We start from the raw sequence: 16,302 nt of genomic DNA on the forward strand, positions 1-16,302 counted from the left end.
TACTGCCGCAGCCGTCTGCGGTCACGCATGGATCGGCGTGCGGTCCTGCTCGCTGCGAGCAGCTTCTTCTGCCGCCGAGTCGGACGCAGCCTGTGCGGGCGCCGCCGCCTTCCAGGTGGCCCGCGCGCGCACGGTGCGCGACAGATGGTGTGCGGGGCGCTCAACGACCAGCCAGAAGACCCAGGCCACGATCAGCGCCAGCGGAACCGCGGTCAGCACGGTCCACCGTGCCGCGTGGGAGGCACCGGCCATCATGAGCACCAATGGCTCATGAATGAGATAGAGGCTGAACGAGATCCCACCCAACCACGCGATCGGCCGCCACGTGAGCAGCCGCTGCAGCGGCCCAAAATGCGTCGCCATGATCACCAGGAGTGCCGCGCCCACCACGATGGGCCCTTGCGAGAGCGCGACCGCAGCCGCATGTCCGAGCGGCGCCAGCAGAAGCCAGTGCATGCTCAGCATGGTCACGGCGAGCACGAGGATGCCTGTCCAGACGAAGCCGCCGGCGCGGCGCGTCATCCTGTCCACTGTCCGCGAGATGCGATCCCACTCGCCCTCGAGCGCCACCCCCACACCGAAGATCGGCAGGTACTGCATCGCCGCGACATCCTGCGCGGCGCCCAGTGTCGACAGACCGACGCACAGCACACCGAGCAGCCAGGCCGGAATCACGCGCACCGCATACGCCGCCACCGGCAGCAACAGCGAGAAGATGACCTCCCAGCGCAGCGTCCACAAAGGCGAGACGACGCCGCTCGTGCCGCCGACCAGGGTCAGATCCTGCAGCACCGTGCCCAGATCGTAGTCCGAGCTGTCGCGCTGCAGCCACGGGCTGCTGGTCGCGTTCACGTGCGGCATCATCAGGACGACGAAGCCGAACACGATAGCGCCGACCACCGGCACATAGAGGCGCAGCACGCGTGACGGAAAGTACGAGAACCAGTCGAACGAGCGCGACCGGATAGCGCGCGAGAGCACAAACCCCGACAACACGAAGAACACCACGACAGCTTCGGCGCCACCCCACACAAGGTGCAGCGGCGTATACATCAGCGCGAGGCGCACGGGGTTGTCGCCGACATCGCCCCCGTAGTAGCCCGCCGCCATGAGCGGTGAGACGAGCAGGCAGTGGTGAACCACCACGACAAGTGCGGCGACGCCGCGCAACCCATCGAGGGCGGAGAATCTTGACGATGCAACTGCCATTGACGTCACGTTAGGCGGACCAGGTCAAAGCCCCCTGAGGATTCGTGCGTTCTGAGAACTCTCTCATGCGATCCATCGACGGCACATAACGCGAATGCCAGCGATGCGCCCCGTTCGTCACATCCTGGTGCGGCATCGCACTCGACGCCGCCGATCGGCTGACCGGACCTGCCGCCGCCCATCCCGAGCCTGAGCATTTCTGCGGTGCATGCCTCGAGGTCATCCACGCCGGTGGCCGCTGCCCCGGGTGCGGTGCGACCGTCGACGAGCTGATCGCCCGCGACGCATCCTGAGGGCCCACCGCGCACAAGGCTGTGGACCGGGCCGGCATCCCGCGAGTAGGGCGCGGGCACACTCGCATGCGCCGGAGCATACGGTCGAGAGCCTTGTCGCCCAGAGAGGTACCACCGTGGAGCGCATTCCGAGTGGTCGCTTGGTCGTTGCGCGGGTGACAACGGTCAAGTTGGGCACGACAAAATCTGATTCCGGAAAGCAGAAAACCCGCGGTATTCCGCGGGTTTTCGGTGTGCGCGATACTGGGATCGAACCAGTTCCCCCGCATGATTCCGCGGAACACGTTTGTCGCTGTCTGACCACCAAACGGCCGGTTTTGGTTGCGCCGCTCATGAGCGGGGTAGTCGGAGATCAGGGATAAGGGTTGCAATCAGTGGGCGACGCGGAATCCGCAGTTCGTACCCGTGGCCGAGGCGCTGTTGCTCAGAGCGAGCGCGAGCACACCCGCGGACGACACGGTGCTCCAGGCGCCGCCCCGCCGAAAGGCGCGAGCGCCCGCATCTGCGTAGCTGGCGTATAGATTGTCAATACCCTTGGATGAGTTCCACGGCGATAGTCATCCACTCGGCTTCGGTGAGAACGTGGCCGCCAATCTCTGTCGCTTCGGTGATCGCATCGATCTGGCTGATGTTCGCCCATGGCGTGCCGCCGGCGAGAGACTCGGCGACCATACTCGAGGCGTAACTCACGTTGCCGTTGTCGTTCCCCTGGAGTTTCGCCTCGTGCTTCATGACGCAGAAGGCATCGGTGCCGAGGTCAGCGTTGCCGTAGACGAAGACTTAGTTCACTGGATCTCATGCTCGATCTTGTAGAGGGAGGCTTGCTTCTTCCACCGCGCAATCATCGGGGCGCAGGGCCGCCGCAGCCGCATCCAGGGCGTCCGTGACAGCCTGCTGGCCGCCCCCGTACGAGTACACCTCATGCAGCACGCTGCAGAACACGACGTTGTCCAGGGGCGCGAGGGCGGACAGCTGCTCGACCGAGCCTGCCACCGGGGTCACACCCGGCAGCTGGTCCAGGCGTCTGAGCGCGTCGGGGGCGTCGTCGATCGCGTACACACCGGTCACGCCCTCGGTGGCGGCGAACAGTGCGGACAGCTCTCCCCCGCCCACACCGATGTCGGCGACCGTGCCGGAAACGAGCCAGTCGGCCAGGCGTGCCTTGTCCCCCAGGGCTGCGGCCATCCGCGTGAAGTAGCGGTCCTCAAGCGCGGACCGGGCGGCGGGCTGTGGCATTCCATGGCTCCTGAAGGGTGAGTGGCGTCTGTCACCCCTATGCGTGTGCGTTCGGGAGCCGGTGAAGCTGTCAGGCCGTGGCGTCCTGGAAGGCGTCCAGGACGGCCTGGCCGAGCTGGGTGGGGTTCTCGTACGTGATAGTCACGGCGTGCTCTTTGATGTCGGTGAAGCCGTCGCGTCCGCCGTTGCGGTTGGGTATCACCTGAATGGTCTCCGGCGTCTCGTCAAACTCGGAGCGAAGGCTGACCTCTTTCACGCCCTTCATGTACTTCGCATAAGAAGCGACGCCCAGCCAGGCAAGGAACTCCCGGTCTGGAGGGTCGGCGCGTAGATCCCGTGCAGGCAGGACCCTGCTGCAGGACAGGTGCAGCGCCCGCAGGGCCGCCTCGCCGATGGCCAGCTCCACTGCGTGAGCGTCGAGTACCTCAGGAAGCCCATCCACGATGAGGAATCCGTTCGCGGTCTTCGAGAACGCTTGGACGAAATAGCGGCCATCGCGCTGCTTATCAATCCCCACCTCATGACGCGTCACCGAACGGTCCTCACAATCAACTCCACTCCGTGCTCGCGCGCATACGCCGTCGCGGCTTCGAATACAGCGGCCTGCTCGGCCGTTGGTCCGTGTGGGATTCCCACTTCCAGCACCCGCTGTGTAATGTCATCTTCCACGATCCGAAAACCGCCCCGCTGCGCACCGTTGAAGCCCGCAACTTTACGAATGTACTCTTGCAGCTTCCACTTGAGCTTGCGGGGGTTCAGGTAGGTGCCGTCTTTGAGGTTGAAGGTCTTGATGCTGGTGACCACACCGGTCGAGGGGTCCCATTTGTCGACCGTGGGGAACGCGTAGGGCAGGTTCCCACCGAACCTCGCTTCGATCTCGTAGCCGCGCGGGCCCATGCCCAGTGGCCACGGGGACTTGGCGAGCTTCTCGGCGAGGTGGTCGATGGCTTTGAGGGATCAAAACCCTGCCAGGGCTACCCTGGCAGGGCCTGGCAGGGAGCCCGATATCCTGGCAGGCACAGCCCGAAAACCACGAGTTTCGAAGCTGTGTATAAGGATGGAGCGCGCTCGGACCGCTTGAGTATCGAAGCTAGTTTCGTTATGGAATTATAACGACGCCTCAGCGACGGAACGGCAACGGCGATGTAGCTGCCTCCGCGGCACAGTTGTCCGGCCGCGCCCCTTGACAAACCTCCTCGCGTCCCGGACCTGCGCCTGCGACCTGGGACGAGTCCGCGACTACGGAAGAGGCGTCGGCGCCACTTCGGTAGCCACATCCAACGAGGCCTGTTCGAGTTCGACGCCCCTCCGTGCTGGCAGTGGTCGGGACAGGAATGGTGAATGGGCTCGGTGTGCTGTGCTGGCACCCGGCACGCGCCGGGTAAGGGAGCCGGGTCCCACACGGCGGCATTACACAGAATCATCCGGTCCCCTGCCACCGGTCTCACGCGCTCACTCCGGCAGTGGGTGACTCACAGGACACTCACGGGTCCACCGAATCGAGCTCGGCGCGCTCGGGCCGACGCGTATTGGTATCCGTACTGCGCTCAGTCCGAACCGGGGTAGGCCGGGGTCGCCAGGCTCAGCAGATCGTCCAACTCGATGCGCAGCAGCTTCGGCCCGAACCGGTGCGCCCGGAGTCGGTTCTGGTCGATGTACCGGCGGATCGTCTTTTCTGCGACGCCGATCTGTTGGGCAGCCTCGGCCACCGACAGCAGCTGGCGCTCTGCCGGCTCGGCGGCGATGGCACGTGCTCCGGCGGAGCGGATTCTGAGTGGGCGCCTGGTCGTTTCCCGGGCAACAGTGGTCATGGTCGGTCTATGCGCGGCGCCGTCAGAACACGCCCTGCAACGACCTGATCCGAATTGGCTACGACAAAATTACGACAAAATCTGATTCCGGAAAGCAGAAAACCCGCGGTATTCCGCGGGTTTTCGGTGTGCGCGATACTGGGATCGAACCAGTGACCTCTTCCGTGTCAGGGAAGCGCGCTACCGCTGCGCCAATCGCGCCTGTTAAGGCTTTTCACTTTGTCCGACCGGGGCCGGGAGTGGAGGTGGCGACGGGATTCGAACCCGTGTAAACGGCTTTGCAGGCCGGTGCCTAGCCTCTCGGCCACGCCACCGCGTGGTTCGAACCCCACGGCGTGATCTTCCGAAGAAGATTCCCGCACTCGAGCGGATGACGAGACTCGAACTCGCGACCCTCACCTTGGCAAGGTGATGCGCTACCAACTGCGCTACATCCGCATTTCGCTCCGGATCTCTCCGGCGCTGATACGACTTTAGCCGATTCCAACTCATGCGCAAAACCTGAGCGTCACCCGCGCGTGTCCACCTCCCGCGGTTCGATGTGGGCGGAAACATCCGCTACGATCGTTAGGTCGCCAACACGGCGATAGGGGCGATTGGCGCAGCTGGTAGCGCGCTTCCTTCACACGGAAGAGGTCGTCGGTTCGAGTCCGGCATCGCCCACCAAAAGATCAGCCTGTCGCACCGACTTTTGTCGCGTCACGAAGCATTCCGCTGCGGCGTGTTCCGTCGCCGTCCAGCCCGCTCTGCCTCACGGACCGCTTCGAGATCGGCCAGCGGTCCAAGCGTCGGCGTCAGATGCCGCAGCTTCTCCGGGTTGAACACACCGTGCAGCGCGGCGATTTTTCCTTCCCTGATATCGAGCGACATGACGCCGAGCACACCACCGCCCACCGGCAGGTCCACCACGATCACGACTCCGGGACCGCCATTGACCTCTCGAGCATCCACGCGGAGGGGGAATACCGCCCGTCGTACATAGGAAGCCAGCAGTTTGGACACCGCTTCGCTGCCGTGCACCGGCCGCGAGACGGCGAAGCCGGGTGGTAGCTTTCCGCCACTGTCAGAGGTCACAGTGACATCGGTCGAGAGCATCGCGACGAACTGCTCGATGGCACCGGACTCGACGGCGGCGATGAATCGCATGACGAGTTCGTGTTGCTTCTTCGTCGACGCCGAATAGCGGGGCACGCGCCCCGAGACCCGAGCGCGGGCGCGCGAGACCAGCTTGCGCGCCGCTGCGGGCGAGGGGCGATCGAGCACCGCCGCCGTCATAGGAGTAATCCAGCACGTCGTGCAGCAGGAACGCAGCACGTTCGCTGGGCGTCAGGGTCTCAAGCAGCACGAGGAACGCGAAGGAGAGCTCTTCGGCGAGTTCCGCGTGACCCGAGATGTCAGGTTCTGCTCCGAGGCTGCTGCCGTCGAGAGGTTCCGGGAACCACTCGCCGACATACTCCTCCCGCCGGGCCCGCGCCGAACGCAGCTGATCGATCGCCAACCGCGTCGCCACTGTGGTCAGCCACGCCTCGACATTCCGTGGCCGCTCCGCAGGAGGCAACCGCAGCATCCGCTCGATGGCCGACTGAGCGACATCCTCCGCGTCGGCGACGGTCCCGAGCATCCGGTAGGCCGCACCGAAGGCGACGCGGCGCATCGACTCCGAAATCTCCGTCATGCCTCGATCATCTCGCGCCGACCGTCCGCCGGGGCTTGCACGGACGCACGGCGTACCGGGGTGTACGGGCCCGGATGACGCGCGACGAACAAGTTTCCGCGGTGCACGTACTCCTTGATGAGCCGCGCCGGCCGGCCGACGATGATCCGATCGGTCGGCGTTCCCTGCGGGGTCAACCACTGCAAGAGGGCATCACGGCGCCCCAGACTGATGCACTCAGCGAAGTACCGCCCCACGAACGGTGTGGCGCCGACCCCGGCCAGGTGCGCGGCCACTTTGGCCGGCGCCGCCATCGCCATGAACGCTCCCGTCCGGCATCCCATCTTCAGCGGTGCGCCGTCCGGACCCGGCACGCGCGCAGCGTCTCCCACCACCCAGACATCGGGGTGCGAGACCGAACGGAAACCGGCGTCGACGTACGCGCGGCCGAGTTCATCGACCTTCACACCCGATGCGGCCACGAGTGGGTTCGCGCGAAAACCGGCCGCCCAGAAAGTGAACGCCGAAGACAGCTCCTGCCCGTCGGCGAGCCGGACAGCGTCAGGGCCCACCTCGGCGACGCGTCCCCGCACGCGCTCGACGGCGAGCCTGTCGAATGCGCGATCGAGGTGACGACGCCCCGGCTCGCTCAGCCAGTCGCCGGGAGCGCGTGAGCTCACGATCGCGATCCGGAGCTGCGGATGCGACTCCGCCACCTCGGTCGCAAGCTCGATGCCGGTCAGCCCACCGCCGACGATGACGACACGCGCGCCGTCGGGCAGGCTGGCCAGCCGGCGTGCCGCCGCTTCGATGGATCCGACATCCGTCAAGCCCTGCGCAAACTCACGCGCGCCCGGGACGGTCCCGAAATCGATGACACTGCCCAGCGCCACGACGAGTGTGTCGTACGAGAGGGTTCGTCCTCCGCTGACAACGACGATATGCCGCTGCGGATCGATCCGTTCGACACGGGCGACCTCGAGCTGCGCCCCCGAGCCTTTCAGTGCGTCGGCGATCGACAACAACGGGTAACGCTGCCCCGCCGCCAGCTGGTGCCAACGCATTCGCTCGTCGCGAGTGGCGTCCCCGGTGACGAGAGTCACGGATGCGACAGCCGGCCGCATTCGCCGCGCGAGTTGTCCGGCCACCACGATGCCGGTGTAGCCGCCGCCCAGAACGATGATCCGATGCTTGTCCATACCAAGACGACGAAACATCGGCATCCGTTGTGACACGTGCGCGGTCGTGCGGGCACATGTCCTCAGCCCAGCGCCCACCCGTAGCGCTTGTGCAGCAAAGCCGCCACCCGGGCAAAGCGCTCGGCGTCGAGCGCGGCGGCCTCGCGGCGCATCCCGTCACGATGCACGAGATACATCTGGTCGACGTCCACCCACGATGGCCGCCCCTTCGAGTCCCACGCACCCGCGCCGATCGACAGAAAGTCGCGGTCGCCGTCGTGCGACTGGCTCGTCAGTTTCACGGCATAGACGTGGTCGGCGTCGCGGCGTGCGATCACCAGCACGGGGCGATCCTTGCCCCGCCCGTCGCGCTCTTGATACGGCACCCACGTCCAGACGACCTCGCCGGCGTCGGGGTCGCCGTCGGTCTGCGGCGCGTAGGTGATCCGCAGCGCATCGGGCGCCGGTGGAGCGATCTCCACAGTCGCCGCCTCGCCACCGCTGCCCGGCGAAGGCTCAAAAAGATCGGCGCCGCCTGACCCATGCGGGGTCGGGCGGCGCCGATCTGCAGTACGCGCGGAAGTGCGCAGCATGCCGAGGAGGCGGGACAGGATGCCGGGGTCAGAGCTCACCCGGCCACCCTATCGATCCACCTCAGCTGAGGATCTTCTCGGGTTCCGGCTCGGCGGCCACCGGCACCTGAACGGCCACCGGCCCGGTCGACACCCCTTCCTCGGGGAACTCGTAGCCGCTCTCGCCGTGCACCACGGTGTCGACGCCGGCCAGTTCGTCTTCGCTGCGGATGCGGAATCCCATCGTCTTCTGGATCACCCAGCCGATCACCCATGCGACCGCGAACGAGTACACGAGCACCGACACCGCGGCGATCGCCTGCACGAGGAGCTGGTCGGCGTTGCCGCCCACGAACAGGCCCGTCCCGGTGGCGAAGAATCCGAGGTACAGGGTTCCGATCAGGCCTCCGACAAGGTGCACGCCCACCACATCGAGCGAGTCGTCGAAGCCCAGACGCCACTTCAGCTCAACGGCGAGGGCACACACCGCACCGGCGACCAGGCCCAGCACGATCGCCCACCCCGGGGCGAGGTTCGCGCAACTCGGGGTGATCGCGACAAGACCTGCCACGGCACCGGATGCCGCACCCACCGAGGTCACCTTGCCGGTCTTGGCCTTCTCGGCCACCAGCCAGCCGAGGATGGCCGCCGCCGTCGCACCGAGCGTGTTGATGATGATCAGGCCCGCGGGCGAGCTCGGGTCGGCGATACCGGCGCCCAGCGCCGCGGCGCCCCCGTTGAAGCCGAACCAGCCGAACCACAGCAGTGCCGCACCGATCAGTACGAGCGGCACGTTGTGCGGGCGGTGGATCGATCGGCCGAACCCGACGCGCTTGCCCAGCACGAGCGAGAGCGCCAGCGCGGCGGCCCCAGCGTTGATGTGCACGGCCGTGCCGCCGGCGTAGTCGATGACGTTCGCCGACAGCCCCAGCGTGGTGCCGAGGTTGTAGATCCAGCCGTCAGCGCCCCAGACCCATCCCGCCACCAGGAAGTAGTCCACCGTCGCGAACAGCGCGGCGAACAGCATCCAGGCGCCGAACTTGGCGCGATCGGCGATGGCGCCCGAGATCAGTGCGACCGTGATGATCGCGAACGTCGCGCCGTATGCGACGCCGGCGAGCTGATCGTTCGCGTCGGGGGCTGAGATCGAATCCGCCAGGGCGAAGTTCGTGAAGGGGTTGCCGGCCACGCCGATCCACCCGGTCGACACGTTCTGCAGGTTGAATCCGTAACAGATCCACAGAACGCCGACCAGACCCATCGCGCCGAAGCTGAGCATCATCATGCTCACAACGCTCTTGGCCCGTACGAGTCCGCCGTAGAAGAAGGCGACGCCGGGTGTCATCACGAGCACGAGGGCTGTCGCTGTGAGGTACCACGCAAGGTTTCCGCTGTCCATGGCGGTCAGTCTGCGCGCGTCGCGTTACCACCGAAGCGGTGCGACGTTTCCCCCGTGTTACGGGATGCCCGCTCGTGTGAACAACAGGTTTCGGCGCCGTCAGGATGTGGTGAGTGCGATAAGTCGCGAGACCGCGCGCAGGTACTTCTTGCGATAGCCGCCGGCGAGCATCTCGTCACTGAAGACATCGTTGAGGGCATGGCCGGTGGCGCGGATGGGAATCTGCGCGTCGTAGGCGCGGTCCACGAACGCAACGAAACGCAACGCGGCCGATTGGTCATCCAGCTGCACGACGTCGCGCAATCCGATCACCGCCAAGCCGTTGATGAGCCGGATGTACCGCGAGGGGTGCACCTTGGCCAGATGCGCCACCAGGGCGGTGAAGTCGTCGTCCGACGCGACACCGGCGGCCGCGGCATCCCCCACCGCCTTCTCATACCCGGCGGCGTCCAGCACCGGCGCGGTGCCGTCGACGGCGCGCTGACGATAGTCGGTGCCGTCGATGCGCACGGTCTGAAAGCTGTCGGACATCGCCTGGATCTCGCGCAGAAAGTCCTGTGCGGCGAATCGGCCTTCACCCAGCGCGTTGGGTGGGGTGTTGGATGTCGCAGCCAGCTTGGTTCCCGAGCCGACAAGTTCGCCCAGCAGCCGCGTCATCACCATGGTGTCGCCCGGGTCGTCGAGCTCGAACTCGTCGATGCACAACAGCTGCGAGCCCCGGAACAGCTCGACGGTGTTCTGATATCCCAGGGCCCCCACCAGCGCGGTGTACTCGATGAACGACCCGAAGTACTTACGGCGTGCCGGCATGGCGTGGTAGACGGCGGCCAGCAGATGGGTCTTGCCGACGCCGAATCCGCCGTCGAGGTAGACGCCGGGCTTGGCGGCCGGGATCTTCTTCGCGCGACGGAACAGCCCCGCCTTCTGAACCGGTGCGCTGGGGCCGCTGAACGCGGCCAGCAGTTCCTTCGCCTCCTGCTGCGACGGATGGGCGGCGTCGGGGCGGTAGGTGTCGAACGTGGCGTTCTCGAACTGCGGCGGCGGCACGAGCTCGGCCACCATCTCGGCACCGGTCATCTGAGGTGCGCGGTCGGTCAGCTGCACGGTGGTCATGGAGGTCTCCCAGACGCCGCTCGTGTCGGATTACAACCGAACATGACGGAGTGTGAACGAAAGGATGCGGCGTCCGGACGGACGGCTAATGTCGAAATCGACGGCATCCACACTACGCCGTCACACCCGATCGCCTTCATCTGAGGAGCCACCATGGCCGTCGACATCGACACGTCATCTGAGAAGTTCACCGAGTACGCCAATCCTTCGCGCCTGGTCACGCCGGACTGGCTGCAAGAGCACCTGGGCGAGCCGGGCCTGGTCGTCGTGGAGTCCGACGAAGACGTGCTGCTGTATGAGACGGGCCACATCCCCGGCGCGGTGAAGGTCGACTGGCACACCGAGCTGAACGACGAGGTGGTGCGCGACTACCTCGACGGCGAAGGATTCGCCAAGCTGCTCAGCCGCAAGGGAATCTCTCGCGACGACACCATCGTCATCTACGGCGACAAGAACAACTGGTGGGCCGCCTACGCCCTCTGGGTCTTCTCGCTGTTCGGCCACGAAGACGTGCGTCTGCTCGACGGCGGACGCGACCTGTGGATCGCCCAGGGACGCGAGATCACCACCGAGGTGCCGCAGCGCGCCCAGACCGAATACCCCGTCATCGAGCGCGACGACAGCGAGCTGCGCGCCTTCCGCGAAGATGTGCTCGAGCACTTCGGCAAGCCGCTCATCGATGTGCGCTCCCCCGAGGAGTACACGGGCGAGCGCACGCACATGCCCGAGTACCCGCAGGAGAGCTCGCTGCGCGGCGGCCACATCCCGACCGCCAAGAGCGTGCCGTGGAAGCGCGCGGTCGCCGACGACGGCACCTTCAAGTCGCGCGCTGAACTCGACGCCATCTACCGCGAAGAGGTCGGCCTGAACGAGGGCGACGAAGTCATCGCCTACTGCCGCATCGGTGAGCGCTCCAGCCACACCTGGTTCGTCCTGCAGCACCTCTTGGGCTTCCAGGACGTGCGCAACTACGACGGCTCGTGGACCGAGTGGGGCTCGTCGGTGCGGGTGCCCATCGTCGCCGGTGCCGAGCCCGGCACGGTGCCCGCCACACGCTGACCGGGTGAGACAATGGCGGGGATGACCTTATTGCGAACGCCGGACACTCTCGCCGAGATCCGGGACGAGTTCCTCGAGCTCGATGAAGCCGACCGGCTGCAACTTCTGCTGGAGTTCTCCCGCGAGCTGCCACCGGTGCCCGACGACTTCGCCGCGAACCCCGACCAGTACGAGCGGGTGGCCGAGTGCCAGTCGCCGGTGTTCATCGCGGCCGAGGTGACCGACGAGAAGACCGTCGTGCTGCACGCCACCGCGCCTGAAGAGGCGCCGACAACGCGCGGATTCGCCAGCATCCTCGTGCAGGGGATCAACGGTCTGCCCGCAGACGATGTGCTGGCCATCCCGAGCGATTATCCCCAGAGCCTGGGGATCACCCGGGCCGTCTCACCACTGCGCATCGCCGGCATGACGGGAATGCTGGTGCGCACGCAGCGTCAGGTGCGCGCACTGACCGCGATCTGACCGTCTACAGATCAGGGCTGACCCGCCGCGACCAGTTCGTGGCGGGTCAGCCATTCCCGGATGGCTCCGGACCACCGTTCCGGGTCGTAGTTCCACAGTTTCGTGTGCCGGGCCACCTGGAACGCCTGCAGCTCGACGAGGTCCGGGCGGGTTTTGGCCAGCGCGTGCGATGCGTCGGAGGGAACGAAGCCGTCGTCATCGCTGTGCAGGATGAGGATGGGATGCCGCAGCTCGCCGGCTCGTCGCACGACATCCAGCGCATCCAACGGGATGGCCTCCGCGTGGGTGAGCGACCGCGCCCATCCGGACTGCAGCGCACCCAGTGCCAGTTCGGTCACCGGCTGCGGCAGACGCAGCTGGCCGGCCTGGTAGCCGAGCACCGAACGCCAGTCGATGACGGGTGATTCGAGCACGAGCCCGCAGATCGCGTCGCGACGAGGCGAGTTCAACTCGGTCTGCAACGCTATGGCGCCGCCCATCGACCACCCCATGAGCAGGATGCGTTCGGCGCCACGCCGCAGGGCGAACGCCATCGCGGCATCCACGTCGCGCCATTCGGTCGTGCCCAGCATGTAGGTGCCGCCGCCGCTGCGCGGCGCATCCCCGTCGTTGCGGTAAGAGACCACCAGCACCGGAAATCCGAGCCCGTGCAACAGCGGAACCGCACGCAGGCACTCCGCGCGGGTGGTGCCGCGTCCGTGCACTTGGATGACCCAGGTCGTCGCCTGCGGTTCGGCGGGGAAGAGCCAGGCCGGGCACGGCCCCACTGCCGAGCCGATCAGCTCGGTGGTGAACGGCAGATGCAGCTGCTCGGGGGCGTCGTAATACCAGCCGCTGAAAGCGGCGTCGGCGGCCAGGCTGCTGTCGGGCCCGATCTCGGTGAGAAGCTTGCGTTTGACGGTGGCCGCATCGGCGCTGAGCACGGTGCCCAGTTTCACGTACGACTCGGAGCCTGAGGTGAACAGCCCGTAGCGACCGGGAAGCTCAGTGTCGGCGGTGCGCTCGAGTGTGATGGTCTGAGCCGCCAGATCGACACCGATGATCTTGGTATCGGCGGGCCGGCGCGGCGGTGGGGTGACGATGCGGCGTACGACGCGCAGCGAGACGAGGCCCCAGATCGCCGCCACCGCTGCCAGCGCCACGGTCAAGCCCGCGATCGCGGCGCGGACGCCGAAGCGGACAGCCATCGTCGGGCCGTTCGGCACGGCGCGCCTGGAGTGGTTCATCGAGGGTTCACTCTAGTCTGTCCGCGTGGCTGATCCCCGACCTTCCACACCGTTCGAGCAGGTGACCGCCGAGGTGCGGGCGCTGACCTTTCGCGGTGATCTCGTGGTTCGCGAGATTCCGGCGCCCAATGGTCTGGCGCCCTATGCCCTCGCGCTGTCCGGCGATGTGCGCCCCGACGACGACGAGGAGGGGCAGTCGCGATACGGTACCGGACGGTTCGTGCTGCTGCACGACCCCGACGAGCCCGACGCGTGGGGCGGAGCATGGCGTATCGTGAGTTTCGCACAGGCTCCCCTGGAGCCCGAGATCGGCAGCGACCCGCTGCTGGCCGACGTGGCCTGGTCGTGGCTGGTCGACGCACTCGCCTCACGCGGGGCGACGTACCACGCCGAGGCCGGCACGGCGACCAAGACGCTCTCACGCGGATTCGGCTCGCTGGCCGCCGAGGGCGACGGGTCGCAGATCGAATTGCGCGCGTCGTGGTCGCCCAGCGGCCCGATGGCCGGACATGTTCTGGCATGGGCCGAACTCGTGTGCATGCTCGCCGGGCTTCCGCCGGGGTCGGAGGGCATCGAGGTCTTCACGGCGCGGAGGATGATGCGTGACTGATTACGAGGTGCTCTCCGATGCGACATCGCTGCGCAAGGCGTCGGATGCCCTCGCCGCCGGCACCGGCCCTGTCGGTGTCGACGTCGAGCGGGCATCGGGCTATCGCTACTCTCAGCGCGCGTATCTGGTGCAGGTGTTCCGGCGCGATGCCGGCGTCTTCCTCTTCGATCCACCCGCCATCGGTGACTTCGCGCCGTTGCAGGCGGCGATCGGTCACGAGGAATGGGTTCTGCATGCGGCGAGCCAGGACCTTCCGTCGCTGCGCGAACTGCAGCTGATGCCGCCGAAGATCTTCGACACCGAGCTGGCCGCGCGTCTGCTGGGCCATGCGCACGTGGGACTGGGTGCCGTCGTCGAAGACACGCTGGGGATCACCCTGGCGAAGGAACACTCGGCCGCCGACTGGTCGACCCGTCCGCTCCCCCAGCCCTGGCTCGAATACGCCGCACTCGATGTCGAGTACCTCATCGACGCGCGAGACGCGCTCGAAGCCGAACTGGCCGACGCGCACAAGACCGACTTCGCGCTGCAGGAGTTCGCCGCCGAGCTCGCACGGCCCCCGAAGCCGCCGCGCGAGGAGCCTTGGCGCCGCCTCGGCGGCCTGCATTCTGTCCGCGGACGTCGGGCCTTCGCCATCGCACGCGAGCTGTGGACGGCCCGGGAGGAGTACGCCCGGGAACAGGATGTCTCCCCCGGCCGACTCGTGCCTGATCGCTCGCTCGTGGCTGCCGTGCGGGCCGACCCGCATTCGAAGGGCGAATTGGCAGCGCTCAAGGAGTTCACCGGACGGGCCAGCCGTAGCCAGCTCGACCGCTGGTGGAACGCGATCGAACGCGGGCGCGCGGCATCCGATCTTCCCCTCGAACGTGTTCCCGGCGAAGGTCTGCCGCCGGTACGGGCATGGAAGGACCGCAATCCCGATGCCGATCGCCGCATCAAGATCGCTCGCCCCGCAGTGGCCGAGCGTGCCGAGCAGCTGCAGATGCCCACCGAGAACCTGCTGACCCCCGAATCCCTGCGCCGCGTGGCGTGGGAGCCGCCCGCATCGGCGACGGCCGAAGGGATCGGGACGGCTCTCGAACGCCTGGGTGCGCGCCCCTGGCAGATTGCACAGACGGCACAGATCATCGCCGATGCCTTTGTCGCCTCTGTGCAAGTCGATGAGGAGCCCTCCCCGGCGGCTTCGTAGGTTGCGCACACCCGGTTCGGGCCGATCGACGACGACTGCCTAGGGTGGACGCATACCCAACCTTTGGAGGCAGAGTGGCCGAGCTTTCGGACGTCTTCTTCGTCGATGGAATGCGCACCCCGTTCGGGCGCGCCGGCGAAAAGGGCATGTACTGGAACACCCGTGCCGATGACCTCGCCGTGAAGGCGACCATCGGACTCATGGAGCGCAACGGGCAGGTCCCCGGTGACCGCATCGATGACATCGCTATCGCCGCGACGAGCCAGACCGGCGACCAGGGCCTGACCCTGGGCCGCAGCGTCGGAATCCTCGCGGGCCTGCCGCAGACGGTTCCCGGCTTCGCCATCGACCGAATGTGCGCGGGCGCGATGACCAGCGTCGCCATGATGTCGGCATCCATCGCCTCCGGCATGTACGAGGTCGCCCTCGCCGGCGGCGTGGAGCACATGGGGCATCACCCCATCGGCGCCAACGCCGACCCCAACCCGCGCTTCGTCGCCGAGCGCATGGTCGACCCGAACGCGCTGAACATGGGCGTGACCGCCGAGCGCATCCACGACCGGTTCCCGCATCTGACAAAGCAGCGCGCCGATCGCTACGGCATGCTCAGCCAACAGAAGGCACAGGCCGCCTATGAGGCCGGCAAACTGCAACCCGACCTCGTGCCGGTGGCCATCACCGGCGCCGATGGCGCGTGGGGGCTCGCCACCGAGGATGAAGGACGCCGCCCCGAGACCACCATGGAGGGCCTCGCGTCGCTGAAGACCCCGTTCCGCCCGCACGGTCGGGTGACCGCCGGCACCTCCTCTCCGCTGACCGACGGTGCGACGATGTCGCTGCTGGCCGGCGGCGACGCGGTGAAGGAGCTGGGGCTGGCGCCCAAGATGAAGCTCGTGTCGTTCGCGTTCGCGGGCGTGCAGCCCGAGATCATGGGCATCGGTCCGATTCCGTCGACCGAGAAGGCGCTGCGCAAGGCCGGCCTGGACATCGCCGACATCGGCCTGTTCGAGCTGAACGAGGCGTTCGCGATCCAGGTCATCTCGCTGCTGGACCACTTCGGCATCGCCGACGACGATCCGCGCGTGAACCAGTGGGGCGGCGCCATCGCGGTCGGCCACCCGCTGGCGGCCACCGGTGTGCGCCTGATGATCCAGCTGGCCGCCCAGTTCGCCGAGCGCCCCGATGTGCGCTACGGCCTGACCGCGATGTGCGTCGGGCTGGGCCAGGGCGGCTCGGTCATCTGGGAGAACCCGAACTACGACGGCAAGAAGAAGAAGTGAGCCAGCCGGAC

General features: G+C 67.0%; 18 protein-coding genes and 4 tRNA genes. 6 read left to right on the forward strand and 16 right to left on the reverse strand.

The annotated features are described in order from the left end of the window. Positions 1-21: 21 nt before the first annotated feature. From ET475_RS15710 to ET475_RS15750, 9 genes are all read right to left on the reverse strand, one after another. Positions 22-1,209, reverse strand: a complete 1,188-nt coding sequence (locus tag ET475_RS15710; protein WP_129392421.1) for an acyltransferase family protein — start codon at positions 1,207-1,209, stop codon at positions 22-24. Positions 1,210-2,027: 818 nt separating this feature from the next. Next, a complete protein-coding gene (locus ET475_RS15715; RefSeq protein ID WP_129392424.1) occupies positions 2,028-2,234 on the reverse strand; it encodes a hypothetical protein in 207 nt (68 codons plus the stop codon). A 63-nt stretch (positions 2,235-2,297) separates the two neighbouring features. Continuing rightward, positions 2,298-2,738, reverse strand: a complete 441-nt coding sequence (locus ET475_RS15720) for a hypothetical protein (protein ID WP_129392427.1) — start codon at positions 2,736-2,738, stop codon at positions 2,298-2,300. A gap of 70 nt (positions 2,739-2,808) precedes the next feature. Continuing rightward, complete coding sequence (locus ET475_RS15725) at positions 2,809-3,270, reverse strand: hypothetical protein (RefSeq protein ID WP_129392430.1); 462 nt, start codon at positions 3,268-3,270, stop codon at positions 2,809-2,811. Continuing rightward, positions 3,267-3,635 carry an endonuclease toxin domain-containing protein gene (locus tag ET475_RS15730; RefSeq protein WP_129392432.1) on the reverse strand — a complete coding sequence of 123 codons (369 nt, stop codon included), beginning with the start codon at positions 3,633-3,635 and terminating at the stop codon, positions 3,267-3,269. The genes ET475_RS15725 and ET475_RS15730 overlap by 4 nt, the downstream gene beginning before the upstream one ends. 650 nt (positions 3,636-4,285) lie before the next feature. Further along, entirely contained in the window at positions 4,286-4,549 is a 264-nt protein-coding gene (locus ET475_RS15735) for a helix-turn-helix domain-containing protein (RefSeq protein WP_129392435.1), read from the reverse strand. A gap of 129 nt (positions 4,550-4,678) precedes the next feature. Continuing rightward, positions 4,679-4,750, reverse strand: a tRNA-Val gene (locus tag ET475_RS15740). A 39-nt stretch (positions 4,751-4,789) separates the two neighbouring features. Further along, positions 4,790-4,863, reverse strand: a tRNA-Cys gene (locus tag ET475_RS15745). Positions 4,864-4,914: 51 nt separating this feature from the next. Then, positions 4,915-4,987 (reverse strand) — tRNA-Gly (locus ET475_RS15750). Positions 4,988-5,139: 152 nt separating this feature from the next. On the opposite strand from ET475_RS15750, the gene ET475_RS15755 reads away from it, so the two are divergent. Next, positions 5,140-5,215 (forward strand) — tRNA-Val (locus ET475_RS15755). A gap of 33 nt (positions 5,216-5,248) precedes the next feature. On the opposite strand, the gene ET475_RS15760 is transcribed toward ET475_RS15755, so the two are convergent. The 6 genes from ET475_RS15760 to zapE all read right to left on the reverse strand — a co-directional run bounded on the left by ET475_RS15760 (position 5,249) and on the right by zapE (position 10,465). Next, positions 5,249-5,695: a sigma-70 family RNA polymerase sigma factor family protein gene (locus tag ET475_RS15760; RefSeq protein WP_129392438.1), complete on the reverse strand. Its 447-nt coding sequence runs from the start codon at positions 5,693-5,695 to the stop codon at positions 5,249-5,251. After that, the gene (locus tag ET475_RS15765) at positions 5,613-6,224 is read right to left on the reverse strand and encodes a sigma factor (protein ID WP_129392441.1); all 612 of its coding nucleotides are present in this window, start codon (positions 6,222-6,224) and stop codon (positions 5,613-5,615) included. Before ET475_RS15765 ends, ET475_RS15760 begins: the two co-directional genes overlap by 83 nt. Next, entirely contained in the window at positions 6,221-7,402 is a 1,182-nt protein-coding gene (locus tag ET475_RS15770; RefSeq protein ID WP_129392445.1) for an NAD(P)/FAD-dependent oxidoreductase, read from the reverse strand. Before ET475_RS15770 ends, ET475_RS15765 begins: the two co-directional genes overlap by 4 nt. Positions 7,403-7,464: 62 nt before the next feature. Continuing rightward, positions 7,465-8,013: a type II toxin-antitoxin system PemK/MazF family toxin gene (locus ET475_RS15775; RefSeq protein ID WP_242497669.1), complete on the reverse strand. Its 549-nt coding sequence runs from the start codon at positions 8,011-8,013 to the stop codon at positions 7,465-7,467. A gap of 22 nt (positions 8,014-8,035) precedes the next feature. Then, a complete protein-coding gene (locus ET475_RS15780) occupies positions 8,036-9,352 on the reverse strand; it encodes an ammonium transporter (protein WP_129392448.1) in 1,317 nt (438 codons plus the stop codon). Positions 9,353-9,451: 99 nt separating this feature from the next. Then, positions 9,452-10,465, reverse strand: coding sequence for a cell division protein ZapE (gene zapE, locus ET475_RS15785; RefSeq protein WP_129392451.1), 1,014 nt, complete (start codon positions 10,463-10,465; stop codon positions 9,452-9,454). A gap of 153 nt (positions 10,466-10,618) precedes the next feature. Between zapE and ET475_RS15790 the strand changes: the two genes are divergently transcribed. Together ET475_RS15790 and ET475_RS15795 are read left to right on the forward strand one after the other, a co-directional pair. Next, on the forward strand, positions 10,619-11,524 hold the full coding sequence (locus ET475_RS15790; RefSeq protein WP_129392453.1) for a sulfurtransferase: 906 nt from the start codon (positions 10,619-10,621) through the stop codon (positions 11,522-11,524). 21 nt (positions 11,525-11,545) lie between these two features. Then, positions 11,546-11,986, forward strand: a complete 441-nt coding sequence (locus tag ET475_RS15795; RefSeq protein WP_129392455.1) for a SufE family protein — start codon at positions 11,546-11,548, stop codon at positions 11,984-11,986. 11 nt (positions 11,987-11,997) lie between these two features. Here ET475_RS15795 and ET475_RS15800 read toward each other — a convergent pair whose 3' ends face one another. Beyond that, positions 11,998-13,212: an alpha/beta hydrolase gene (locus tag ET475_RS15800; protein WP_129392457.1), complete on the reverse strand. Its 1,215-nt coding sequence runs from the start codon at positions 13,210-13,212 to the stop codon at positions 11,998-12,000. Between the two features lie 25 nt (positions 13,213-13,237). On the opposite strand from ET475_RS15800, the gene ET475_RS15805 reads away from it, so the two are divergent. The 3 genes from ET475_RS15805 to ET475_RS15815 all read left to right on the forward strand — a co-directional run bounded on the left by ET475_RS15805 (position 13,238) and on the right by ET475_RS15815 (position 16,291). Next, positions 13,238-13,822: a DUF3000 domain-containing protein gene (locus ET475_RS15805; RefSeq protein WP_129392459.1), complete on the forward strand. Its 585-nt coding sequence runs from the start codon at positions 13,238-13,240 to the stop codon at positions 13,820-13,822. Beyond that, the gene (locus ET475_RS15810; protein ID WP_129392461.1) at positions 13,815-15,011 is read left to right on the forward strand and encodes an HRDC domain-containing protein; all 1,197 of its coding nucleotides are present in this window, start codon (positions 13,815-13,817) and stop codon (positions 15,009-15,011) included. The genes ET475_RS15805 and ET475_RS15810 overlap by 8 nt, the downstream gene beginning before the upstream one ends. 74 nt (positions 15,012-15,085) lie before the next feature. Next, positions 15,086-16,291 (forward strand): thiolase family protein, encoded by a 1,206-nt coding sequence (locus ET475_RS15815; RefSeq protein WP_129392463.1) that lies wholly within the window; start codon positions 15,086-15,088, stop codon positions 16,289-16,291. Positions 16,292-16,302: the final 11 nt, after the last annotated feature.

The sequence above is a fragment of the Microbacterium protaetiae genome (genome assembly GCF_004135285.1).
In the GTDB taxonomy this organism is placed as follows: Bacteria; Actinomycetota; Actinomycetes; order Actinomycetales; family Microbacteriaceae; genus Microbacterium; species Microbacterium protaetiae.

Excerpts from the sequence above, each read along its gene's own strand:
- ET475_RS15710 (WP_129392421.1), bottom strand. The coding sequence starts at position 1,209 with ATGGCAGTTGCATCGTCAAGATTCTCCGCCCTCGATGGGTTGCGCGGC.
- ET475_RS15715 (WP_129392424.1), bottom strand. The coding sequence starts at position 2,234 with ATGAAGCACGAGGCGAAACTCCAGGGGAACGACAACGGCAACGTGAGT.
- ET475_RS15720 (WP_129392427.1), bottom strand. The coding sequence starts at position 2,738 with ATGCCACAGCCCGCCGCCCGGTCCGCGCTTGAGGACCGCTACTTCACG.
- ET475_RS15730 (WP_129392432.1), bottom strand. The coding sequence starts at position 3,635 with ATGGGCCCGCGCGGCTACGAGATCGAAGCGAGGTTCGGTGGGAACCTG.
- ET475_RS15735 (WP_129392435.1), bottom strand. The coding sequence starts at position 4,549 with ATGACCACTGTTGCCCGGGAAACGACCAGGCGCCCACTCAGAATCCGC.
- ET475_RS15760 (WP_129392438.1), bottom strand. The coding sequence starts at position 5,695 with ATGCGATTCATCGCCGCCGTCGAGTCCGGTGCCATCGAGCAGTTCGTC.
- ET475_RS15765 (WP_129392441.1), bottom strand. The coding sequence starts at position 6,224 with ATGACGGAGATTTCGGAGTCGATGCGCCGCGTCGCCTTCGGTGCGGCC.
- ET475_RS15770 (WP_129392445.1), bottom strand. The coding sequence starts at position 7,402 with ATGGACAAGCATCGGATCATCGTTCTGGGCGGCGGCTACACCGGCATC.
- ET475_RS15780 (WP_129392448.1), bottom strand. The coding sequence starts at position 9,352 with ATGGACAGCGGAAACCTTGCGTGGTACCTCACAGCGACAGCCCTCGTG.
- zapE (WP_129392451.1), bottom strand. The coding sequence starts at position 10,465 with ATGACCACCGTGCAGCTGACCGACCGCGCACCTCAGATGACCGGTGCC.
- ET475_RS15790 (WP_129392453.1), top strand. The coding sequence starts at position 10,619 with ATGGCCGTCGACATCGACACGTCATCTGAGAAGTTCACCGAGTACGCC.
- ET475_RS15795 (WP_129392455.1), top strand. The coding sequence starts at position 11,546 with ATGACCTTATTGCGAACGCCGGACACTCTCGCCGAGATCCGGGACGAG.
- ET475_RS15800 (WP_129392457.1), bottom strand. The coding sequence starts at position 13,212 with ATGAACCACTCCAGGCGCGCCGTGCCGAACGGCCCGACGATGGCTGTC.